Genomic DNA, 18,057 nt, shown 5'->3' on the forward strand with positions numbered 1-18,057 from the left:
TTACTCCTTATACTCTAGCATCATATTAAACAATGCACCGCCTGTTGGCACCATTGGCAAAACATCTTCCATTCTATCAATACGCACATCAAGCAATGCTGGCTTATTAGAAGCAATTGCCTCTTGGAGTGCATTTGTAAAATCCTCTTTTGTGTGGCACACCTTACCATAACCACCAAAGGATTCTACAAGTTTCACAAAATCCGGCTGTTGCTCTAAATTTGTTTCAGAATAGCGATTCTCATAAAAGAAGGTTTGCCACTGCCTTACCATTCCTAAGTAATTATTGTTTAATACGATATTAATCACAGCGATTCCATACACAGAGCAAGTCATCAACTCTTGGATATTCATTAAAATTGAACCATCGCCGCTAATGTTAATGGAAATTTTATCAGGGAATGCCTTTTTTGCCCCCATTGCAGCAGGTAAGCCAAAGCCCATAGTGCCTAATCCTCCACTTGTGATAAATTGTCTAGGATAGGTGAAGGGATAAAATTGTGCTGCCCACATTTGATGCTGTCCGACATCCGTGCTAATAAGGGCAGAGTCGCCTAGCATTTTGCCTAGTTTTTCAAGCACCCATTGTGGTTTTAACGGAATTGTGGAATCCTTATAGCTTAAGGGATGGAGTTTGTCATAGCGTTCTAATTGTTCTCTCCAAGCAAGCGTGGATTTAGGATTATAGTCTTTTTGTAAAAGCGGTAATAGCTCCTCTAAAACATTCTTAATATCCCCAACAATAGGATAATTTGCATTCACAATTTTACTAATGCTACTTGGATCAATGTCAATGTGAATGATTTGTGCATATTTTGCAAACTCACTAAGCTTTCCTGTAACCCTATCATCAAAGCGCGCACCAAGTGCAATTAGCAAGTCTGCTTCGCTCATTGCCATATTTGCAGCATAGCTTCCGTGCATTCCTACCATACTGATTAAATTGGGATGATTATGGGGTAGGATTCCGCGCGCCATTAGTGTTTCAATGGCTGGAATTTGTGTGGTTTCACATAGCTCTTTGATAATGCTAGCACTTCCTGATGTGATTGCTCCACCACCAAGATAAAGCAAAGGCTTTTTAGAGTCTTTAATCACTTGTGCTGCTTTTTTAATCTGCCTTAAATTTCCTTTGTATGTGGGTTTGTAGGTTTGTAGTTTAATTTCACTAGGATAATTAAAAACACCCATTGTTGCGCTAATGTCTTTGGGTATGTCAATATGCACAGGTCCCGGGCGTCCGCTTTTTGCGATATAAAAGGCTTCTTTTAAGATTCTAGGGAGCTCTTCAATGCTTTTGACAAGATAGTTATGCTTTGTGCAAGGGCGTGAGATTCCCACAGCATCAATTTCTTGAAACGCATCTGTGCCAATAAGACTTGTAGGCACTTGCCCGCTAATAATGACTAAGGGAATGGAATCCATATAGGCAGTTGCGATTCCAGTGATTGTGTTTGTAAAGCCCGGTCCACTTGTAACAATAGCAACCCCCACTTCACCACTTGCTCTTGCGTAACCATCTGCTGCGTGCACGGCTGCTTGTTCGTGGCGGATTAAAATATGCTCAAAGAAATTTTGCTTATAAATCTCATCATAAAGATTTAGTGCAGCCCCACCGGGATAGCCAAAAACAACCTTTACACCCTCGTTTTTAAGGGCGTGCATCACCATTTCAGAACCATTTAAGCGCATAAATATTCCTAATAATTTTTATTGATTCTACTTTAACAAAACTTTAACAACGCTTTTAAGATTCTAAGCAAATAAATATTTAGGGTATTAGATGGTATTAGGAATATCTTTGGGAAATTTTAATCAATTTTTTGTTACACAAATTACAAGCATTGAAAACTTAATTGCACAAAATTTAGAGGATTTTATCAATCAAATAATTAAGGATGCACAAGGAAGCAGGGGCGCAATGTGATTTGTTTTTCGCATTCTGTAATTTTAAGGGAAGAATTTTAGAATCTTTAAGATAAGATTCCACATTTTAAGATTGCTTTATAAGGAGCATTTATGAGTAATATTGTCACGCGTTTTGCACCATCTCCTACGGGTTATTTGCATATTGGAGGTTTACGCACGGCACTTTTTAATTATTTATATGCTAGGGCAAATGGGGGGAAGTTTTTATTGCGCATTGAAGATACAGATTTAGCACGCAATTCCACAGATGCTAAAGATGCAATTATCCAAGCCTTTGATTGGGTGGGAATGGATTATGATGGCGAAGTGGTGTATCAAAGCCAAAGATTTGCGCTGTATGCGGAGTATGTGCAGCGTTTATTGCAGGAGGGGAAGGCATATTATTGCTATATGCAAAAAGAGGAATTAGACATTAAGCGCAAAGAAGCAGAAACAAAGGGGCAAGTGTGGAAGTATGATAGGCGTTATAGGGATTTTAGTGGCACGCCACCAGAGGGTGTGAAGCCTGTTGTTAGAATCAAAGCTCCCCTTGAGGGTGAGATTGTGTTTAAAGATAGCATAAAAGGGGAAATGCGCATTAATGCAAAAGAGTTAGATGATTTTATTATCGCAAGAAGCGATGGAGTGCCAACTTACAATTTTGTTGTTGCAATTGATGATGCGCTTATGGGTGTTAGCGATGTGATTCGTGGCGATGACCATTTAAGCAACACGCCTAAACAAATTGTGGTGTATGAAGCATTAGGATTTGAAGTACCACGCTTTTTTCACGTGCCTATGATTTTAAACCCACAAGGGCAAAAATTAAGCAAACGCGATGGTGCAATGGGTGTAATGGAATATAAAGACTTAGGATATTTACCCCAAGCACTTTTAAATTTTTTAGTGCGTTTAGGTTGGAGTTATGGCGATAAAGAAATTTTTTCAATGCAAGAAATGCTAGAGCTTTTTAATCCAAATGCTCTAAATTCTTCCCCTTCCTCTTATAATGCAGAAAAACTGCTTTGGCTAAATGCGCATTATTTAAATGCGCTAGATAAGGAATCGCTAAATACGATTCTACCTTTTTATGGCGCAAATGTGCCTAGTGGAAAGGCGCAAGAGATTTTGTATCCTGAGATTAAAGAGCGTTCAAAGACTTTAGTGGAATTCGTTTGCATTTTACAAGAGTGTCTAAAACCTGTGGAATCCTTTGATGAAAAAATGCACCAAAAAGTCAAAAGCGAGGAAAATATCCATTTTTTTAAAGAGTTTCTTGTGTATTTAAACACACTTAAAAAACCTTTAGAAACGCCACAAGAAGTAGAGAGTGAGATTGCAGCATTTGCGGATTTTCAAGGATTAAAGGCAAAAAGCTTATTTATGCCTTTGCGCTATGCTCTATTAGGAAGAAGCGGGGGCGTTGGAATTGCGCCGCTTATTGCTACATTAGGTGTTGAGGAGACAAAGGAACGGATTTTAAAGGCAATTGAGAGTTTAAAGTAGTGCTAAAACAGACTTTAAAAGAGAAAAGAGTATAATTATCATTTGCTAGGATTTTTTGGGATAGGAGTTTGCGATGTTTCCGATAAAAACAAAGATGAGACTTGTTGGAAGTGCCTTGGGGATTGGAATTGATAAGGATTCTGTTATTTGTGTGGATAATTTTTATAATGTTTCTCGATTCTCAAAAGAAGATTATGTGATTGACAAAGCATTGCAATTAGGAAAAGATTTAGAATCTTTGCACCATTTTAGCAAGGCTGTTGCAGTTTCTTATGGCACTTCTAAAGTTGCTATGGGATTTGCTAAGGCAACAAAAGGAATCGTTATTAATACCACCCCAGAGATTGCACCCATTGCACAGCTGACTTGGCAAAAACTCCAAATTTCAAAAATTGCCTACTCTTGCGATGATAGCTTGCTAGCTACCGGTGGCGAAGATGGGCGTGTACTTGTGTATTCAGCGGATAATTATCAGCTTGTCTTTAGTCTTCCACCTCTTCCAGATACGATTTCTTCTATCGTTTTTAGCGAAGATGATAGTTTGATTTTTTCTGCATCTTTTGACAAGAATGCAACGATTTTTAATAGCCTTAAAAACACACAAGTTGCCACACTTAAAGTGGAATATTTAATTGAAGATGCCTTTTTTTATGCAGAAAATACAAAGCTATTTTGCGTAACAAAAGAGGGAAAAGCTTTGATTTATAATATCACAGAAGATAGGATTGAAAGTGAGATTTTTTTACAGGGAGCTTGGCTAACAATTTGCCATAAATTACCCGAAGAAGACTTTGCTATTGTAGGGGGGAAGGATAAACAGCTTAGAATTATCCGTTTAAGTGATAATGTGTTAATAGAATCCATAACTCTAGAACAAAGCGGAATCACCACAATGCGTTTTGACAAAAATTTGCTTTACATTGGATATTCTGATGGTGTGGTAGAAATTGTAGATATTGATGCAGCGCGCGAAGAAATGCTTGAACTTTTAAACAAAGATGATTTAAAGGGTGCGCTTAGCGTGATTCAAGAAAAAAATATTTTTTTAAAAACAATGCGTGCATATTGCGAGAAGTTGGAATCGCAATGGAAAGAGGCTTTAGCAAAGGCAATTGATTTGTTAGCAAAGGATCAAATGCAAGAGGCAACGGCTGTTATTGAACCTTTTATGCTAGACAAAGCAAAAAAAGAAGAGTTTGATTATTATTGGCAGCAAAAGGAATTTACAGCAAAGTTTATGGATGCATTGGAAGCAAAAAACTATGCGGAAGCTTATCGCTTAAGTGAGCAACATTCGTATCTTAAAGACACAATTGCTTATGAAGAAGTGGAGAATTTATGGAATAAAACTTTTGAAGTTTGCAAACGCTTATTATTCCAAGATCCAAAAGGAAATTTGGCAAAAGCGCAGGACTTATTGCGTCCTTTTGCTTTGGCAAAATGCAAAAAGGATTCTGTGATGATGTTGCTTAGAAATAGCGATAAATATGTGCAAGCCGACAAAGAATACCGCGCAAAAAATTTTGTAGAATACTTCAAAATGACTGAACGCTTTCCATTTTTAAAAGATGTGCTTATCTATAAAAGTGCGCTTTTTATTGGCGATCAAATTGTCCAAAGAATCAATGCGTTAGAGAATCAAACTGATTTTGCAAAAGCTCTTGAAATGTGCAAATTGTTAGCTTCTATGGCACCTTTTAAAAATATTGCAAATTCTAAAATTGAAACTATTCAACTTAAGCAAAACTTCTCCCAAGCGTGCAGTGAAAATAAGTTAAGTGAAGCTTTCAAGCTTGCAGAGGAGCATTATGAGTTGCGCTCAATGCCTGAATATAAGATTCTATACGACACCTTTAAGGAACACGAAAAGATCGCCTTTAGTTTTGCTGTTGTAGGCAATGGTAAGAATGTGCTAGATCATCTAAAGGATTATTTGCACATTGACTGCTGGATTGATAAAATTGCAGCAATTTTAAAGATTGCGTATTTGGCGGAATTTTCAAAAAATGCTCCGGGCAAAGAAGGTGCGCTAGAAAACATTTCTTGGAAAGAAACTTTTCAATATTATATTGAGCGTTATGGTAAAGATGAAGAGCTTAAGAAGGTTGTTTATGAAATGGGTTTGCAAAATGAACTAGATAGCATTCCCTTTGATGGAAATCCCAAAGGCTATCTTAGCACAATCATAGCAGACTCTTTGCTATCTATTAATGAACAGCCTTTACATCAGCACGAAGAAGAAGGTAAATAGTTGGAATCCATAATCAAACAACGCTATAAAACAAAGCAAATTGCAGTAGGAAATGTGTTAATAGGAGGCGATGCGCCCATTTCTGTGCAGAGTATGACTTTTAGCAAGACTTCTGATTTAGAGATAACAAAAGCACAAATTGATAGTTTGCAACTTGCAGGTTGCGATATTGTGCGTGTTGCTGTGAGTGATAGTGAGGATGCAAATGCACTAAAAACACTTAAAAAGATGGTTTCCCTGCCCCTTGTTGCTGATATTCACTTCCGCTATAAGTTTGCGCTAATTGCCGCTGAGTGTGTGGATTGTATCCGCATAAATCCCGGCAATATTGGTTCAAAAGAAAAGATTAAAGCTGTTGTTGATGCGTGCAAAGAAAGGGGGATTCCTATTAGAATTGGTGTGAATGCTGGGAGTTTAGAGAAGCAATTTGAAAAAAAGTATGGCGCAACACCTAAGGGAATGGTAGAATCCGCCCTTTATAACATTAAGCTTTTAGAAGATTTTGGTTTTACAAATCTTAAAGTTTCCTTAAAAGCAAGCGATGTGGAGCGCACAATGGCAGCGTATAGAATGCTGCGTCCTTTAGTGGAATATCCTTTTCATTTAGGCGTTACGGAAGCTGGCGATTTAGAATCTTCTATGCTTAAAAGCTCTATGGCTTTAGGTGGGCTTTTAATGGAGGGCATTGGAGATACGATGCGCGTGTCAATCACGGGGGAGTTAGAGAAAGAAATTGAAGTTGCGCGTGGAATCTTGCGTTATAGTGGGCGGCAAAAGGAAGGCATTACTTATATCTCTTGCCCTACTTGTGGGAGATTGCAAGCAGATTTAGTGCCGATTTTAAAGGAATTAAAGCAAAGGATGCCAAAAATTACCGCACCAATGCAACTCTCTGTTATGGGTTGTGCTGTGAATGCGCTAGGGGAGGCAAAGCACGCTGATGTCGCCATTGCCTTTGGGAATGGAGATGGGCTTGTGATTAAAAAAGGTGAGATTGTTGGTAAGTATAAGCAAGAGGAGCTTATTGATGTGTTTATTAAAGAAGTGGTAAAGACAGAAGGTGAAATGTTGCAAGCTAAGAAAGAAGGCAAATAAAGCTACATTGACTCTTGTAGCAACTTAATATTTTTAAGAGTGGCATTAAAGGAATCCATATCTAATTTGTAGTGGCGTATGTATTGCAAGGCAGTGTTAATTTGTGTCTGCTCTGCAATGCTAAAAGGGCTAATGAGTGCATTTATCACTCTTAAGGGATAAATGTAGGGCTCTAAATCTTTTGGCGGTTCATCTTCTAAGAGATAGTGCGCAGTTTGCACCATTGTACGTTCAAAGTTCCAATGCTCAAACAAAAGCTCTAAAATTTTAAATTGATTGCAATTAAGAAATGTGTTTTCTGAGTCTATAAAGGCTTGGGGGTTAAATTTTTGCACAAACTCTTGTTCTTTGTTTTTCTTTTTCACGCAATCTGTAATGATTACCATTCCAATATGCATTACAAGTGCACAAGGCATTAAGATTCCTAATAACTCTTTTTTATCTTGATACCATTGGAATAAAAATGCGCTTTTTAAATTTGCAACATTAACAAATTGCTTGGTGTTAATGCTATAGGGACTTAAATCAATCTGAAAGCTTGCCTTTACCGCACTTGCAATAGCTAGCCCTTTTGCTGTGGAAATTCCAAACATAGAAACGGCTTGAAAAACAGAGTGGATTTTTCGCGTGTAACCATAAATGGGGGAGTTTGCATATTTAATCAATTCTGCTGTCAAAAAGGGGTCTTTTTCAATAATGCTAGTAACTTGCTTGATCGTTGTTTCTTCGTCTAGGCAAATTTTTTGAAGTGCAACAATGGTTTGTGGCAAGGGAGGAAGTGCTTCAATATCAGCACTAATAAGACTTTTCATTATAATAACTCTCAAAAAATATAAATGCAATAAAGTTTTTATAAATATAACATAAAATATCTATTTTTGAACCTTAATTGGCGCAATATTGTAGGGTTTTTGTTATAATCCTAAGAGTTATTTTAAGAATTTTTAGGAAATGCAATGCAATACATTGATGATTCTTTAGAGGGCAAAAGGATTCTCATTACAGGTGGGGCTGGATTTATTGGTTCAAATTTAGCACTTTATTTTCAAAAACACCATAGGGCGCGGGTAGTTGTTTTTGATAGTTTTAGAAGTGAGAAAACCTTTAGCAATGGGCATTTTAAATCGCTTGGACATTTTAAGAATTTATTAGATTTTAAAGGTGAAGTGATTGTTGGGGATATTACAAATAAAGCGGATTTAGAGAGATTGGAAACCTATAATTTTGATTATATCTTTCATCAAGCGGCAATTTCTGATACGACAATAATTCATCAAGAAGAGATTTTACGCACAAATGTTAATGCTTACAAGGACTTGCTAAATTTATGTGTGCATCAAGGGGTAAAAATGATTTATGCTTCAAGTGCGGGTGTGTATGGAAACTCCCCTGCACCAAATCGCATAGGCAGCGGTGAGATTCCAGAAAATGTGTATGGGTTTTCAAAGCTTATGATGGACAATCTTACGCAAAAATATTTGGAGGAATATCCTAATTTAAGCATTGTGGGCTTGCGTTATTTTAATGTGTATGGAAACAAGGAAGTCTATAAGGGCAAAACGGCTTCAATGGTTTTACAGCTTGGGCTACAAGCTTTGAAGCAAAAAAGGGTGCGCTTGTTTAAAAAAGGGGAGCAAAAGCGTGATTTTGTGTATATTGAAGATGTGATTCAAGCAAACATTAAAGCAATGGAATCTAAAAAAAGCGGTGTGTATAATGTAGGAAGTGGCAATGCACGCTCTTTTAATGATATTATTGCTTGCTTAAAAGAGAATTTAGGCGAGTTTGCAGTGGAGTATTTTGACAATCCTTATGCGTTTTTTCAAACACACACAGAGGCGGATATTACGCTAACAAAGGAGTTTTTAGGCTACGCTCCGCGCTTTTCTTTAGAATATGGGGTGAGAGATTATTTGCTTAAAATTAAGGAAATCCACGCAAATGGCTTGTGGGATGCAATTGTAGGATAAGAAGTGAAGCCAAAGATTTTAGTTGTTGGGGATTTGATTTTGGATCATTATATTTGGGGGAATTGTGAGCGCATTTCGCCAGAAGCCCCTGTGCAAGTCATTGATGTAAAAAAAGAATCCTTAAATTTAGGCGGTGCGTGCAATGTTGCTAGCAATCTTGTGGGTTTAGATTCTAGCGTTTGGATTTGTGGAATTGCAGGGAAAGATGAAGCAGGAAGCACGCTAAAAGCGGAGTTAGAAAAGTTAGGAATCCACACAGATGGAATCTTTTTTGAAAAAAATCGCCCAACCACGCAAAAATCGCGCATTATCGCTGGACACCAGCAAGTTGTGCGTGTGGATAGGGAAGATAAAACACAAATTACTAAAGAAGCCGAAGCATTTATTTTAAAGTTCACAGAAGCATTGATTTTGGATTCCAACATTGCGTGCGTTGTGTTAAGTGATTATCAAAAAGGTGTGCTAAGTGTGGAGCTTACACAACGCTTAATTGCTCTAGCAAAAAGTAAAGGCGTAAAAATCCTAGCCGACCCAAAGGGCAGGGATTATACAAAATACAAGGGCGCGACACTTCTAACGCCTAACAAAAAGGAAGCCACAGAAGCCACTAGTATTACAATTGGCGATGAAGCTAGCTTAAAAGAAGCCCTTGTGTGCTTGCAAGATTTATGTGATTTAGAGATTTCTTTAATCACGCTTAGCGAAGATGGAATCGCTTTTAGAGAAAGTGCCGCAAAAGAGATAAAAAGGATTCCAACTATTGCGCGGGAAGTCTTTGATGTAACGGGGGCTGGAGACACGGTGATTGCATCACTTGCCTATATGTTAGCCTTAGGTAAGCCTATTTCTCAAAGCGTGTATTTTGCAAATGCAGCTGCTGCTGTGGTCGTTAGCAAGCTAGGTTCAGCAACAGCAAGCAAGCAAGAGATTTTGGCGCATTTAAAGCGCAATAATCTTTTAGATTCCACACTTGCAAATGCGGAATTTTTAAAAATCTTTGATGTTAAGCAGGAGAATTTTGGTTTCAATTCCCAAGTCAGTAAGATTTTAAAGCGCAAGGTGCTTAATTTTTATAGGGATAAATGGATTCAACAAGACGAATTTATTCCCTTTTTAAAAACTTTAGAAAAGCTAAAGCAAGAAGGGTTTAAGGTGATTTTTACCAATGGTTGTTTTGATCTTTTGCATTTAGGGCATTTGGATTATCTCCACAAGGCGCGTAAATTAGGAGATTTGTTAATTGTTGGATTAAATAACGATGCTTCCATTAAACGCTTAAAAGGAAATGCGCGTCCTGTGAATTGCCAGAGGGATAGAATCGCACAACTTTGCGCCTTAGAATGCGTGGATTTTGTGGTGGTGTTTGACACAGATACGCCAGAGGAGCTCATTGCAAAAATCCGCCCTGATGTGCTTGTCAAGGGTGCGGATTATAAAAATAAGGAAGTTGTGGGCGCAAAATTTAGCAAGGAAGTGCGTTTGATTGATTTTGTGGAGGGCAAAAGCACGACTAATTTAATCCAAAAAATTAAAAATTTATAAAGGAATTGCAATGCAAACATTAATTTTAAGCGAAATACAAGCGCATTTGCAAAGTGCGCAAAAGATGGAATCTCTAGTGCCCACTTTAGAGATTGCAGCAAAAATGGCAATTGACACGCTAAAGAAGGGGAATAAGATTCTCGTTTGTGGCAATGGTGGAAGTGCAGCAGATGCACAGCACATTGCAGCGGAGCTTGCAGGGCGTTATAAAAAAGAGCGACAAGGCTTAAGCGCAATTGCACTTACAACAGATACTAGTGCTCTTACGGCTATTGGCAATGATTATGGCTATGATTATGTGTTTTCTAGGCAGCTTGAAGCATTGGGAAGGGAGGGGGATTTGCTATGGGGAATCTCTACAAGTGGAAATAGTAAAAATGTGCTAAATGCACTAGAAAAGGCACGCAAAATGGGCTGTAAGACTTTAGGCTTTAGCGGTAGAGATGGTGGGGCTATGCGCAAACTTTGTGATGTGCTATTAATCTCTCCTAGTGATGATACGCCAAGAATCCAAGAAATGCACATTTTAATGGGGCATATTCTTTGTGATTTGATTGAAAAAAGCTATTAGATGTTTTTTGAAAAAATCATTTCTGTATGTTCTAGTGATGGATTTTCTCTGCAAAACGCACTCTTTAAGCAGTTAGAAAATGGTGGAATCCAAGCAGATTTTAGCGATTTAAATGCAGATGCAAATGGAATTTATTTTCACTATCCTAACAACAAGTATCAAAAGGTTTTACTTTACCAAGCAAAAGTCCAAGAAATTGTTTTTAGAAATCAAGGAGCACCTTGCGTGCATTTGTGTGGTTGTAGAGATTGTTTGCAGAATTTAAAAAATTCAGATTTTTTAGCCGTGCTTGCTTATGATTTGCGCTTTTTTCTAGGGATTTATTCCCATAAGGTGCAGATTAAATTCTTTAACGACAAGCCTTTAGCATTGTGTTTAGAGTGTGTGAAGATTGCTGGATTTAGCGGGGATTTAAAGGGATTTTTGAAGGGATAAATGCTTGTTTAAGATTCTCATTTTTTCTTTTAAAATGTGTGTTTTTATAGCCTTTGGATTGGGATTGTTTTGTGCAATCCATTCTTTTGGGGAATAGTTTAAAAGCGCATTAAAGGTATTTAGTAAAGTTTCTTTAAAGTCTAAAAAGTTGGAATCCAAAAATTTTTGGCTTATCTGTTTTTGTTTATCAGCTAAAAGCAAGGCAATTTGGAGTTCTAGCAATGTGGAATCTTTTTTGTAAGAGTCAAAAAACGCCACGCATTGACTAAGGCGCATTTGTGGAAGCAAGGGGATTTTAATGTGGTTTTGGATTAAAAGTAACATAGGCTTTTTGATCGCATTTGGGATTGCAATATCTAAAAGCGAAGTAATAATTTTTAAAGCATCGTGTCCTTGTGAGTTGCCAAAATTGCGATAACAATAGGGCTTTGCAATGTCGTGGTAGAGTGCAGCAAACTTTAAAACCAAGCGTTGTTTGGAGTTTTTTTGAGATTCTGTGTGCTTTAGGACTTCCATTGTGTGCGCAAAAACGGATGCTTCTAGGGGATGCAAATTCTCTGCTTTTAAAGTAGTGAGTGCGTAAATGCTAGGGAAAATTTTATCAAGCACGCCAAGTTCAAAAAGGCTTTCAAAAAATAAATGGGAGTTTTCCCCTAAGAGTGCGCTTTCTACTTCTTTATACACACGATTTTTTTCTAAATAGCATAACTCATCGCGCATTTTATAGATTAAAGCTTTTGTGCTTTTGTGGATTTTCCATTCTACTCCAAGTTTAGTGCGGAGTCTTGCAATCCTAAGCACGCGCAAAGGGTCTTCACAAAAAGCTAAACTAATGTGGCGTAGGGTTTTGTTTTTTAAATCTTTAATGCCATTAAAGGGGTCATAGTAAGTCTGCGTGCTTTCCTCAAAAGCAATGGCGTTAATGCTTAAATCACGCCGTTTTAAGTCTTCATAAAGGCTTACATTTTGCGTTTCTACGCTAAAGCCATTATAGCCGTGCTGCGTCTTTTTCTCGCGTCTTGCTAGGGCAATTTGAGAACCATCTTTTTGTAAGAAAACAGGAAAGCTTTTGCCAACTTTAGGCAAATGTGCAAAATCCTCTTCGCTAAAGCCCACTGCCACATAATCTTTATCTTTAAGGGCTAGCTTAAGTAACCCATCACGCACAGCCCCACCAACAAGATAGATTTTTTTAGTAAAGTCCGTATTTTCCATCAATCCGCTTGTAAAGAACGCGCATTTTAGAATCCTTATCGTTAAAGACAAAAAACTGCTGGGAGCTGCTTTTTAAGCGTTCTAGCGCATATTCAATGTCCAAAGGCTTGTGCAAATCTAAATCCATCGGCACAATCTCATCTTCGCCCTTGCTTGCTAGGGCTTCATCGTGCAAATTGTGCTTACCATTAAATCTTGCGTCCGAGTGGCAAATTTCTTATTGTGCTTATCGTGGTAACGGCGTAGAATCTTGTGCATTCTACCAATTGCTAAATCCACAGCCGCATAGAAATCCTTATCAATTTGGTTAATTACAAGCGTATTAGAATGCGCTAAGGATAGTGTAATATCAATGCCAAAGGAGCGTTTTTTCTTTTTCTCGCCCTTTTTGCTCCCTTTTTTTTCTTGGTAAGTTACAATAATGCGCACACTAAGAATATCAAGTTGATATTTTTCAAGGCTTTGTGTAAGGCTTAAGATATAGTTTTTCATTGCTTGGGTAAGTTCAAAGTGACGGGAGGTAATGGTTGTGTGCATATTTTCTTTCTCCTTTTTATGAAGTGAGAGTTATTGTAGCACATTAAAGAATATGCTGCATACTTTTGCGTAAAATTTTTGCATCAAATGCAATGCTTTGGGATTCCATAAAAATTTCAAAGGCTAAAATGGCTTGATTAATCAGCATTGCTTTGCCATCAGAAGTTGTTATGTTTAAGGATTTTGCAAGTGCCAAAAAAGGCGTTTCTTTGCCATAGACTAAATCAAAGGCTAGGAGTGCGCTTTGCATAATGGGGGTTAAATGTTCTTTTTGCAAGGGGAGAGCGTCATTTGTAAGCCCCGCTGGAGTGGTGTTAATAATAATGTCATAAGTATTTTTAGGGATAAAATCTTCAAAGGTAAAACACTCAAAATCTTTAAAACCTTTTAGTCGCTCTTTAGAGCGGTTAAGGAGTGTAACAGCGATTCCTTTTTGTTTTAAGAGATGTGCAATCGCTTTTGCAGAGCCTCCAGCACCAATAATTAGAGCATTTTTTGGGGCTAAATTTTCAATGCAAAGATAGAATCCTAAAGCATCGGTATTGTATCCTAGCATTTTGCCTTTTTCAAAGACAATGGTGTTAACAGCCCCAATATCACGCGCGATTCCAAAGGTTGCATCACAAGAGTTAAAGGCGATTTCTTTGAAGGGCAAAGTAACATTTGCGCCTTTTAAATGCAAACTTCTTAGGTGGTAGAAGGATTGATTTTCTTTTAATAAATAGCGTCCATAAAAGCCAGAGATTCCTAGCATTTTAAAGGCGTAATTGTGTAGGATAGGGGAGAGTGAATGGGAGATGGGATTGCCAATAACTGCAAATTGCATAGACTAATTGCGTAAAATCAACGAGCGGCGCACAACCCATCCGTTCTTACCGCTAGCATTAGAATCTTGGATTTTTACCCAGCTCCCATTCTCTTCTGCAATGCTAACTGCATCGTTTGGTGTGAGTTTATTTAGGATTTTAGCTTCTGTGCTAGGGGCTTCTCTAATGTTTAAGCTTGGCACTCTGGAGGCATAAAGCGTTGTTTGTTGTGGAATTTCTGGTGTTTTAGGATTTGTAAGATTAGAATCTATTTTGGATTCTACATTTTGGGATTCCACACTTTGTGTGGCTTTTAAGTCTGCCATTTGGGAATCTAAATTTTGCATTGTTTCTGCAATACTTTGTGGAGCTTCTACTTCTGCGATAAAACGCTTCAATGCCCAACCAATAGGTTCTTTCGTATTAGAATCCGCAAGCAAAATCCAACCATCTTTTTCATCAAGGCTTAAAACCATTTGTGCAGGAGTGAGCTTGCCAACAATAGCAGATTGTGTGTTTGTGTCTTGGCGGATATTTAGCGATTTTACCGCACTTGTTAGATACACAATAGGCTTAGTTTCTGGAAGTTGCTGAGGTATTGTTAATGGCTCTTCTATGCGCATTTGGCTATCTGGCGTTTCTGCTTCTTTTGGAATTTCTTGCATTATTTCTTGTGAGGTTTCTGCGCTTAGAATACTTTGCATAGACTCTTCTTGAGAGATGGGGGCTTGTGTGGATTCTTTTTGCTTTAAAAATTCAAAAGCTGAGTAATACGCTACAAAGGTTAATAATAATACAAAAATAGGTAAAGGATAAACCTTTAGAATCTTTTTTAGGCTCTCAAGCATCTAGCGTTTATTCTCTTGTTAGGATTTTAGGCTGGATTATAGCAAAAAATCATATTTTACACAAACTCCAAGCTTTTTTCTCCACTCTCAAGCATTCCTAAGAGATAGCCACCAGATTCCTTGACAACAAAATCTGCATCTTTAGAATCCACAATTAGCACCATTCCAACACCCATATTAAATGTCCTGTATTTATCTGCGTCTTGCACATAATGGCAAAGCATTTCAAAAATTGGCAATGGTTGAATGTTTTTTTCAATCACTTTTGCGCACACACCATTTGGCAAGGCGCGTGGGAGATTTTCAATGAGCCCTCCTCCTGTGATGTGCGCTAGGGCTTTAATTTTGCTTTGAAGTTTTTTAAAGGTTTGAACATAAATTTTTGTTGGCGCAAGTAGAGTTTCAATTAAGGGTTTTCCTTCAAAGTTGGAATCCAAATTGATAGCGTGCTTCTTTAAGATTTTACGCACCAAAGAGTAGCCATTAGAATGGATTCCACTACTTGGAAGGGCAATTAACACATCTCCTTTTTTTGCTTGAGATGGTCGCTCTACAACTTCTCTCTCAGCAATCCCCACTGCAAATCCTGCTAAATCAAAATCTTTGCCTTGATACATTCCGGGCATTTCTGCGCTCTCTCCGCCAATTAGCGCACATTGTGCTTCTAAGCAACCCTGTGTAATTCCACTAATCACCTGCAATGCAGCATTTTTATCAAGCTTTCCTGTGGCATAATAATCCAAAAAAAACATAGGCGTTGCAAAATTACAAATTAAATCATTCACACACATTGCAACTAAATCAATCCCAACGCTATTTAGGATTCCACTATCAATGGCTAACTTTAGCTTTGTGCCAACACCATCTGTGGCAGCTAAGAGGACTGGCTCTTTATAACCACTAGGCAGCAAAAATGCACCACTAAAAGAACCGATTCCGCCTAATACATTTGGGCTAAAAGTTTGTTTTACAAGCCCTTTTAAGTCTTCTACTAGCGCATTTCCTTCAGCAATATCTACACCAGAATCTTTGTAGTTTAGTTTATCCATTTTTAATCCCAAAGCAATTTCAAAACACAATCATACACAAAAGCAACTTAAAGCTTAGAAATTCTAGCATTTCTACAAGCATTCAAGGCGGTTTTAACACAATAGCATATATAATAGGATAAATTTCCTAGAAAGGGGTTGTTATGGCGCAAAATTCTTTAAATAAAGCAAGTAATTTTATCAATAGGGAGTTATCTTGGTTACGCTTTAACACACGCGTTTTAAGCGAAGCGCAAGAGACAAATAATCCGCTTTTAGAAAGGCTTAAGTTTATCGCAATTTATGGCACAAATTTAGATGAATTTTATATGGTGCGTGTGGCAGGATTAAAAGGGCTTTATGGTGCTGGCATTACAGAGAGCGGTCCTGATAGGCTAACACCAAAAGATCAATTAGAACACATTAGAAGTTATTTAAAGGATGAAAAAAAGTGTTTGGAGGCTTGCTATTTTGCAATTAAAGAGGAGCTTAGTAAGCTTGGATTGCACATTAAAACTTATGCGCAAGGCAATAAACAAGAAAAGCAAGACTTGCAACAATATTTTTTAAACCATCTTTATCCTATTGTCGTCCCAATTGCCGTAGATGCAACGCATCCTTTTCCACATTTAAATAATCTTAGCTATGTGTTAGCTTTGAAGCTGCAAAATTTAGACAATCCTAGTGAAATTAAATTTGGAATGACGCGCATTTCAAGAATGCTTCCGGGATTTGTGCGTTTAGGAGACACTTATTTTTATACCGATTCTATTGTGGCAGAATTTACAAATGAGCTATTTCCGGGCTTTAAAGTGCTAAGTTGGAGCGCATTTAGGGTAACAAGGAATGCGGATATGGAGATTGAAGAAGAAGAGGGCGATGATTTTATGGCATTAATGACGGAGGGACTAAAATCGCGTAGAAAAGGGGAGATTATTCGTTTAGAGATTGGAAAAACTAACGATGATGAGTTAAAAAACTTTATTACACAATACATTCAAGTTACGCCAGAGGATATTTATGAGTGCGAAATACCAATGAATTCTAATATTCTTTGGGAGATTGTGGGGAATAAAAACTTCGCAAAACTCACATTCCCAAGCTACTCTTCTAAGATTCTTGCCCCCCTTGACTCTAACGCAAATATTTTTTCTGTGCTTGATAGCCAAGATATTTTAAGCTTTCAGCCTTATGAGAGTTTTGATCCTGTGGTGAATTTCATCCAAAGTGCTGCAAAAGATCCTGATGTATTCTCTATTAGAATGACACTTTATCGCGTCGGTAAAAATTCACCCATTGTCAAAGCACTCATTGAAGCAGCTGAAAATGGCAAGCAAGTAACTGCCCTTGTAGAGTTAAAAGCACGCTTTGATGAAGAGAATAATCTCCACTGGGCAAGAGCATTAGAATCCGCTGGAGCGCACGTGATTTATGGAGTTCCGGGGCTTAAGGTGCACGCAAAAATTGCCCTAGTGATTAAAAGTATCGGCAAAGAATTGCGTGAGTATGTGCATTTAAGCACAGGCAATTATAATCCAAGCACAGCAAAAATTTATACTGATATTAGTTATATGACTTCTAAGCGCGATTTTACGCAAGATGCGACAAAGTTCTTCCATAATCTCTCTGGATTCTCGCATAAATCTAAACTCAATGCATTGCTTGCAGCACCTTTACAAATCAAGCCAAAAATTTTAGATTTAATTGAAAATGAAGCTAAGATGGGAAGTGAAGGACGGATTATTTTAAAGGCAAATTCTATTGTGGATACCGATGTGATTTTAGCACTCTATAAAGCTTCTAATGCGGGGGTTAAGATTGATTTAATTGTGCGTGGAATCTGCTGCTTAAGACCTGGGATTAAGGGAGTAAGTGAAAACATCCGTGTGATTTCTATTGTAGGCAAATATTTAGAGCACGCAAGGATTTATTACTTTAAACACGCAGAAGTGCCAATCTACTTTGCAAGTGCGGATTTAATGCCAAGAAATTTAGAGCGACGCGTGGAGTTGATGACGCCAATTTTTGATGAGGCATTAGCCAATAAGCTTTTTGGAATCATAAAAATCCAAAGTGAAGATAATGCTAAAGCACACGCATTAAATCCTAATGGAGAATACACAAAGCTAGCTCCAAAAGAAAATGAAAAACTTATGAATAGTCAAAAAATGTTAGAGGAACACACAAATGCATTGTATTCTTCTCTTAAGCAAGAAGAGCGTGCAGTAAAAGCAAAAAAGCTTGCAAGCAGAATGTTTAAAGAGAGTTAAAATCCCCCCCATAAAAAAGTTGGAATCGCATTTTGGATTCCAACTTTTAAGCAAGATTAAAAGTAATGCATTTAA

At 37.7% G+C, this 18,057-nt stretch carries 17 protein-coding genes; 9 read left to right on the forward strand and 8 right to left on the reverse strand.

Translation table 11 applies throughout. The features are described 5' to 3' along the window. Complete coding sequence (locus tag MRZ19_RS04995) at positions 1–1,692, reverse strand: acetolactate synthase large subunit (RefSeq protein ID WP_291030961.1); 1,692 nt, start codon at positions 1,690–1,692, stop codon at positions 1–3. Positions 1,693–1,783: 91 nt separating this feature from the next. Here MRZ19_RS04995 and MRZ19_RS05000 point away from each other — a divergent pair, with 91 nt between their 5' ends. The 4 genes from MRZ19_RS05000 (at position 1,784) to ispG (ending at position 6,760) form a co-directional block, all read left to right on the forward strand. Next, positions 1,784–1,927, forward strand: coding sequence for a hypothetical protein (locus MRZ19_RS05000; protein WP_291030963.1), 144 nt, complete (start codon positions 1,784–1,786; stop codon positions 1,925–1,927). 92 nt (positions 1,928–2,019) lie between these two features. Beyond that, a complete protein-coding gene (gene gltX, locus MRZ19_RS05005; RefSeq protein WP_291030965.1) occupies positions 2,020–3,414 on the forward strand; it encodes a glutamate--tRNA ligase in 1,395 nt (464 codons plus the stop codon). Positions 3,415–3,487: 73 nt separating this feature from the next. Then, positions 3,488–5,665, forward strand: coding sequence for a WD40 repeat domain-containing protein (locus MRZ19_RS05010; protein WP_291030967.1), 2,178 nt, complete (start codon positions 3,488–3,490; stop codon positions 5,663–5,665). A 9-nt stretch (positions 5,666–5,674) separates the two neighbouring features. Further along, positions 5,675–6,760 carry a flavodoxin-dependent (E)-4-hydroxy-3-methylbut-2-enyl-diphosphate synthase gene (gene ispG / locus MRZ19_RS05015; RefSeq protein WP_291031031.1) on the forward strand — a complete coding sequence of 362 codons (1,086 nt, stop codon included), beginning with the start codon at positions 5,675–5,677 and terminating at the stop codon, positions 6,758–6,760. Positions 6,761–6,762: 2 nt separating this feature from the next. On the opposite strand, the gene MRZ19_RS05020 is transcribed toward ispG, so the two are convergent. After that, positions 6,763–7,572 (reverse strand): HDOD domain-containing protein, encoded by an 810-nt coding sequence (locus MRZ19_RS05020; RefSeq protein WP_291030970.1) that lies wholly within the window; start codon positions 7,570–7,572, stop codon positions 6,763–6,765. Between the two features lie 144 nt (positions 7,573–7,716). Between MRZ19_RS05020 and rfaD the strand changes: the two genes are divergently transcribed. Genes rfaD through MRZ19_RS05040 form a run of 4 tightly spaced genes read left to right on the forward strand, consistent with a single transcriptional unit; the run spans position 7,717 to position 11,278 of the window. Beyond that, positions 7,717–8,730, forward strand: a complete 1,014-nt coding sequence (gene rfaD, locus MRZ19_RS05025; protein WP_291030972.1) for an ADP-glyceromanno-heptose 6-epimerase — start codon at positions 7,717–7,719, stop codon at positions 8,728–8,730. A gap of 3 nt (positions 8,731–8,733) precedes the next feature. Next, positions 8,734–10,272 (forward strand): D-glycero-beta-D-manno-heptose-7-phosphate kinase, encoded by a 1,539-nt coding sequence (gene rfaE1 / locus MRZ19_RS05030; protein WP_291030974.1) that lies wholly within the window; start codon positions 8,734–8,736, stop codon positions 10,270–10,272. Between the two features lie 10 nt (positions 10,273–10,282). Next, the gene (gmhA, locus tag MRZ19_RS05035) at positions 10,283–10,843 is read left to right on the forward strand and encodes a D-sedoheptulose 7-phosphate isomerase (RefSeq protein WP_291030976.1); all 561 of its coding nucleotides are present in this window, start codon (positions 10,283–10,285) and stop codon (positions 10,841–10,843) included. Then, complete coding sequence (locus MRZ19_RS05040; RefSeq protein ID WP_291030978.1) at positions 10,844–11,278, forward strand: hypothetical protein; 435 nt, start codon at positions 10,844–10,846, stop codon at positions 11,276–11,278. Here the strand turns inward: MRZ19_RS05040 and MRZ19_RS05045 are convergent. Genes MRZ19_RS05045 through purM form a run of 6 tightly spaced genes read right to left on the reverse strand, consistent with a single transcriptional unit; the run spans position 11,255 to position 15,733 of the window. Then, the gene (locus MRZ19_RS05045; protein ID WP_291030981.1) at positions 11,255–12,493 is read right to left on the reverse strand and encodes a polynucleotide adenylyltransferase; all 1,239 of its coding nucleotides are present in this window, start codon (positions 12,491–12,493) and stop codon (positions 11,255–11,257) included. The two genes, MRZ19_RS05040 and MRZ19_RS05045, sit on opposite strands and share 24 nt — an antisense overlap. Next, complete coding sequence (locus tag MRZ19_RS05050) at positions 12,471–12,668, reverse strand: sigma 54 modulation/S30EA ribosomal C-terminal domain-containing protein (RefSeq protein ID WP_291030983.1); 198 nt, start codon at positions 12,666–12,668, stop codon at positions 12,471–12,473. Before MRZ19_RS05050 ends, MRZ19_RS05045 begins: the two co-directional genes overlap by 23 nt. Then, positions 12,650–13,030 carry a ribosome-associated translation inhibitor RaiA gene (raiA, locus tag MRZ19_RS05055; RefSeq protein ID WP_291030985.1) on the reverse strand — a complete coding sequence of 127 codons (381 nt, stop codon included), beginning with the start codon at positions 13,028–13,030 and terminating at the stop codon, positions 12,650–12,652. The genes MRZ19_RS05050 and raiA overlap by 19 nt, the downstream gene beginning before the upstream one ends. 43 nt (positions 13,031–13,073) lie before the next feature. Further along, positions 13,074–13,856 (reverse strand): shikimate dehydrogenase, encoded by a 783-nt coding sequence (locus tag MRZ19_RS05060; RefSeq protein WP_291030987.1) that lies wholly within the window; start codon positions 13,854–13,856, stop codon positions 13,074–13,076. Between the two features lie 3 nt (positions 13,857–13,859). Then, positions 13,860–14,684, reverse strand: a complete 825-nt coding sequence (locus MRZ19_RS05065; RefSeq protein WP_291030989.1) for an SH3 domain-containing protein — start codon at positions 14,682–14,684, stop codon at positions 13,860–13,862. A gap of 56 nt (positions 14,685–14,740) precedes the next feature. After that, positions 14,741–15,733 carry a phosphoribosylformylglycinamidine cyclo-ligase gene (purM, locus tag MRZ19_RS05070; RefSeq protein ID WP_291030991.1) on the reverse strand — a complete coding sequence of 331 codons (993 nt, stop codon included), beginning with the start codon at positions 15,731–15,733 and terminating at the stop codon, positions 14,741–14,743. A gap of 143 nt (positions 15,734–15,876) precedes the next feature. Here purM and MRZ19_RS05075 point away from each other — a divergent pair, with 143 nt between their 5' ends. Then, a complete protein-coding gene (locus tag MRZ19_RS05075) occupies positions 15,877–17,982 on the forward strand; it encodes an RNA degradosome polyphosphate kinase (protein WP_291030993.1) in 2,106 nt (701 codons plus the stop codon). Positions 17,983–18,057: the final 75 nt, after the last annotated feature.

The organism is Helicobacter sp. (genome assembly GCF_022770205.1).
Classification (GTDB): Bacteria; Campylobacterota; Campylobacteria; order Campylobacterales; family Helicobacteraceae; genus Helicobacter_D.